We start from the raw sequence: 4,746 nt of genomic DNA on the forward strand, positions 1-4,746 counted from the left end.
CTTAGAAAAAGGTGATCTTTTTTAAAGGGAAGTTCAGAAAAGTGAACTTTCCTTTAACTGACACTCAGTAATGAGAATAGAAACGATTGAAAATCCATTATATGATGGTAGTGTAAAAGTTCGGTTAATGAACAACATATACTTTAGTTAGAGATCACTTAGAAAAAGGTGATCTTTTTTAAAGGGAAGTTCAGAAAAGTGAACTTTCCTTTAACTGACACTCAGTAATGAGAATAGAAACGATTGAAAATCCGTTATATGATGGTAGTGTAAAAGTTCGATTGACGAGCAACATATACAGCGAAGATAAAGCAAGAAACCACTCCAAGTCGGGTGGTTTTTTTGCTCATAAAAATTAATAAATAGAAAGGGGTGAGTAGATGGAGCCTATATACGCAAAGTGCAATAAATCATGTGGTCACAAATTTTATGTTCAACATTTTAAGAAGGACAAGCTGAAGGATGCGATTGAGAAAACTTATTTTACTTGTCCAAACTGTGGTCGAGAGTATGTATGTTTTTACACGGATGATTATACACGAAAGCTTCAAGCTACATTAAGGGAGCTGCATCGAGAAATGAAATGGATTGAAAAAGATGAGATAGTGGGGCTAAAGAGAAAAGAGTCTGACTTAAAACAATTAATTTCGAATGGTATGGCTAGTGTTAGAAAATTGATTGAAGGCTAGTTAAACCAATGCTCTTGAAAGGAGGTGAATAACGTGAATAGGAACGCAAGAATGAAAACGTCTACTGGTTTCTTTTCAGTAGGCGTTTTTGTTATTCCGAAAATCAGTAATTGTAAACAGCTTTTATATTCCAAGAAGCCAACATCATTAGAACTCTTACTTTATTTAAGAAGTTCAATATTTCATTCACTGAAAGGAGATACTATTTTAAAGTCTTACCTACATTTTAAAAAGTAGATTAGGAGAAAACTATGAGAGATCTAATGAATCACATACCTGCTATATTAGAGCCATTAGGTCTGCCTATTATCTTTAATGGATATCCTACGGGCTCAGAAAAGCCAAATCAGTTCATTACCTTTTTAGAGTTAAGTGCAAAGCCTATCTTTGAAGTAGATGGAGATGAACTAGAAATCGAGAGGATTATACAAATCAATGTATGGTCCAATTCGAATTATCATCAGCTTGCAGAGAACATCAAACGATTGATGGGAAGTGCAGGCTATGAGCGAACTTTAGAATATGATGAACCAAATACTACAGGCGAGTCTCACTATAATAGGGTGCTACGATTCGTCTTTTTTGATGAAAAATTATAAAAAATCAGGAGGTCATGTAAATGACAACAGTAAATGAAAAACCACAAAAAATTAGCTTAAAACGTATTCACTATGCACTAATGACAAATGAACAAACAGAGACATGGGGTGAAGTGAAAACTTTAACAATGCCTATTTCTATGACACTAACACCGAACTTCTCAGAAGCACATTTAGATGCTGGGGATCGTGTAGTGGATCAGGAAGCACAATTGGATTCTATCACAATTGCTGGTGAAACAGCTGATTTACCAACAGAAGTGCTAGTAGATTGGTATGGACACAAAAAATCTGCAGAAGGCGGTATTATTACAAACGCAAATGATACACCTAACGCGATTGCAATTGGTTTTGAATCAGGCTCTAAGGTGGTTTGGCTATTAAAGGCGAAATTAAAACCAGGTGAAGAAACAAATACAACTCGTAAAAAAGGTGAAACAAGTTATAAAGTATATCCATTCGGCGGTGAAGCATTACCACTAATCGATGGTGTTATCAAACATACGGTAGATACACGAGATGCAGGTGTAACAGTGACTGCAGAAACTTTCTTTAAAACGGTTGCAAAACCAAATGAAACAGTTGAAACACCATAATTGATGAGAAGCCCTTTTAAGGGTTTCTTTTCTTTTTTAATTAAAGTCTCTTTCGAAAAGCGATGAAAGCATTATTAACGAAGATAACTAGAAAAGGATGGATGAATGATGCAAATTACATTAAAAATGAACGGACAAGAGAAAATTTTCGCAAATGACTTTGTGAAAGCACGAGTGTTCCGAAATGCACTAAAGATGAATGAAAAAATGCGTAAAGAAGGTAATGAAATTTCCGTAGAAACATTTGATGAGATGATTTCCTTTGTTGTGAACGTGTTTGATAATCAATTCACAATTGATGATGTATGGGATGGTTTAGAGGCCGGAAAATTACAAGATGAAATTATGCGAGTTTTCAATAACGTGCTAAATATTGGCGGACTTGAAACAAAACCGGCCCTTAATGATGCTGAGGGAAAGCTAGTGGAATAACCCCTTATGAATATATTAAAAAATTTTATCGAGATTTGATAAAAGAAGGTTATAAATTACATGAAGTCGACGAAATGGATATTCATTTTTGGTTCGAACTTACAAGTGATTTTGATGAAATGGAGGAGGTCACAGCTGATGAAATTTCTTGGTTGTGATTTATTTTCCAAAAAAGGCGGTGATGAAAAATGGCGGAAATTGGTGCTGTGGAACTTAGTCTAAATACTTCTAATTTCGATGGATCCATTGAGCAATCTATAAGGAGATTGACCGCAATGGGGGCAGAATTACAGGCTTTACAGGCGCTTGGTACTAATTACGAAAACTCTATGGAGGGTTTATCAAAAAAACAAGATATACTCACTCGATCAGTTGAAGCATCGAACCTTAAACTAACGGAGCAACGTAATAAATATGAAGAATTAATAGCCTCCGAGTCAGCGAATACAGAAGCAATTGAAAAACAAGCAATCGCTGTAAATGAAGCTCTCGTTGAATACAATCGTTTAACTACACAGTTACAAGATGTAGACAATCAATTAAATGTACAGACGTCAACATGGGATAAATTTCAGGAAGCTGGAGGCAAAGTAAAATCTGTCGGTGATAGCATAACCTCTATTACAGCCCCTATTAAAGGTTTTGGTGCGTTTGCTCTTAATGCAGCAGTAGATTTTGAAAGTGCTTTTGCAGGAGTGCGTCAAACGGTAAACACGAGCGAGGAAGGTTTTAAAAAGCTTGAAGATGGTATACGAGGTATGGCTAAGGAGCTGCCTGTTAGTGCTACCGAAATTGCAGGAGTAGTTGAATCGGCTGGACAGCTAGGGATTGCTGAAGAACACCTTTTATCTTTCTCACGAACAGTTATTGATATGGGAAATTCCACGAGTATGACCCGTGAGCAGGCGGCGAAGGAATTTGCTGATTTTGCAAATATTGTTGGAATGGGGCAAGGTGATTTTGACCGTTTAGGCTCTTCAATTGTTGAACTTAGCAGCAAAATGAACGTTTCTGCTTCTGATATTATGGCAATGGGAATGGGATTTGCTGAGCAAGCTTCCAAAGCTGGTCTAACAGAGGCGCAAATTATGGGACTAGCTGCTACCATGTCTAGTCTAGGGATTAACGCTGAAACCGGGGGAGCAGCGATGACTTCGGTTCTCCAAAAAATCCAAAAAGCAGTAGGAGATGGTGGCGATAGCTTATCAGGTTTTGCTAAAGCGGCCAACATGTCTAGTGCAGATTTTAAAAAGGCTTTTGAAACAGATGCTGCCTCTGCATTAGATGCATTAGTGAAGGGGTTAGCTGAATCAGCAGAAGGTGGAGCTAACTTAACAAGTATACTTTCAGACTTGGGAGTTAGCGGTAACGAAACAGATGTACTTTTAAGCATGGCTGGTGCCTCTGATTTACTGTCATCGGCTGTTAATTCATCCTCTGCTGCGTGGGAAGAAAACACGGCTTTATCAGATAAAGCAGCTGAACGCTATAAAACGACAGAGTCTCAAATAGCAACAATGAAAAATGAACTAACAGATATCGGGATTAGTATCGGGAATATTTTAATACCGATCGTGAAGAGTTTTTTAGAAAAGCTACAACCATGGATTGAAAAGTTTTCTAGCCTTAGCGATGGTACCAAAAAGCTAATTACGATTATTGGTGGGATTGCGGCAGTTATTGGGCCAGTTCTTTCAGTATTTGGAACAGTAATATCAACTGTCGGTACGATTATAGGAGTGTTTAGTAAGTTAGGACCGGCTTTATCCATATTAACCGGACCCATAGGTTTGATTGTTGCTGGTATTGCTGTACTTATAGCTGGCGGCATAGCATTATATAAAAATTGGGATGTAGTTAGCGCAAAGGCAGTTGAGATATGGGAAGGCATAGCAAGCTTTTTCTCGGGATTGTGGACAAGCATTACAGAAGCGGCTTCCGCTGCATGGGAAGGATTTACCCAACTACTCTCAGACTTATGGACGGGATTAGTAGTAGGAGCAGAAGCAATATGGACAGGCTTGGTAGATCTGCTTGCAGGCATATGGACAAGCATTACAGAAGCGGCCTCAGCTGCATGGGAAGGGTTTACCCAACTACTCTCAGACTTATGGACGGGGTTAGTAGTAGGGGCTGAAGCAATATGGACAGGCTTGGTAGATTTGCTTGCAGGCATATGGACAAGCATTACTGAATCGACTTCAGTAGCATGGGAAGAGTTTACCCAGTTACTTTCAGATTTATGGACGTCAATAATAGAGGGAGCGATAGAAATATGGGAAGGGTTGGTAACCTTCTTCTCGGAATTGTGGACAACTATTACAGAAATAGCTTCTATCGCATGGGAAGAGTACACGCAGTTACTCTCAGACTTATGGACGTCAATAATAGAAGGAGCTATAGAGATATGGGGAGGCATAGTAGAGTTCT

The 4,746-nt window shown here is 38.3% G+C and carries 5 protein-coding genes; all 5 read left to right on the plus strand.

Features of this window, described 5'->3' with window-relative positions:
- Nucleotides 1–380 precede the first annotated feature (380 nt).
- Nucleotides 381–689: a hypothetical protein gene (locus tag ACFTQ7_RS17495; protein ID WP_386830156.1), complete on the plus strand. Its 309-nt coding sequence runs from the start codon at nt 381–383 to the stop codon at nt 687–689.
- 251 nt (nt 690–940) lie between these two features.
- Nucleotides 941–1,288 carry a hypothetical protein gene (locus ACFTQ7_RS17500; protein WP_386830157.1) on the plus strand — a complete coding sequence of 116 codons (348 nt, stop codon included), beginning with the start codon at nt 941–943 and terminating at the stop codon, nt 1,286–1,288.
- 20 nt (nt 1,289–1,308) lie between these two features.
- Nucleotides 1,309–1,884, plus strand: a complete 576-nt coding sequence (locus ACFTQ7_RS17505) for a major tail protein (RefSeq protein WP_386830158.1) — start codon at nt 1,309–1,311, stop codon at nt 1,882–1,884.
- A 105-nt stretch (nt 1,885–1,989) separates the two neighbouring features.
- Nucleotides 1,990–2,316: a phage tail assembly chaperone G gene (gene gpG, locus ACFTQ7_RS17510; protein WP_386830159.1), complete on the plus strand. Its 327-nt coding sequence runs from the start codon at nt 1,990–1,992 to the stop codon at nt 2,314–2,316.
- Between the two features lie 188 nt (nt 2,317–2,504).
- On the plus strand, nt 2,505–4,746 hold a 2,242-nt coding region (locus tag ACFTQ7_RS17515; protein WP_386830160.1), incomplete at its 3' end, for a phage tail tape measure protein.

The sequence above is a fragment of the Lysinibacillus sp. NPDC056959 genome (assembly GCF_042674095.1).
In the GTDB taxonomy this organism is placed as follows: Bacteria; Bacillota; Bacilli; order Bacillales_A; family Planococcaceae; genus Lysinibacillus; species Lysinibacillus zambalensis.

What these genes read in the sequence shown, in the direction of transcription:
- ACFTQ7_RS17495 (WP_386830156.1), top strand. Translation starts at nt 381, where the DNA reads ATGGAGCCTATATACGCAAAGTGCAATAAATCATGTGGTCACAAATTT.
- ACFTQ7_RS17500 (WP_386830157.1), top strand. Translation starts at nt 941, where the DNA reads ATGAGAGATCTAATGAATCACATACCTGCTATATTAGAGCCATTAGGT.
- ACFTQ7_RS17505 (WP_386830158.1), top strand. Translation starts at nt 1,309, where the DNA reads ATGACAACAGTAAATGAAAAACCACAAAAAATTAGCTTAAAACGTATT.
- gpG (WP_386830159.1), top strand. Translation starts at nt 1,990, where the DNA reads ATGATGCAAATTACATTAAAAATGAACGGACAAGAGAAAATTTTCGCA.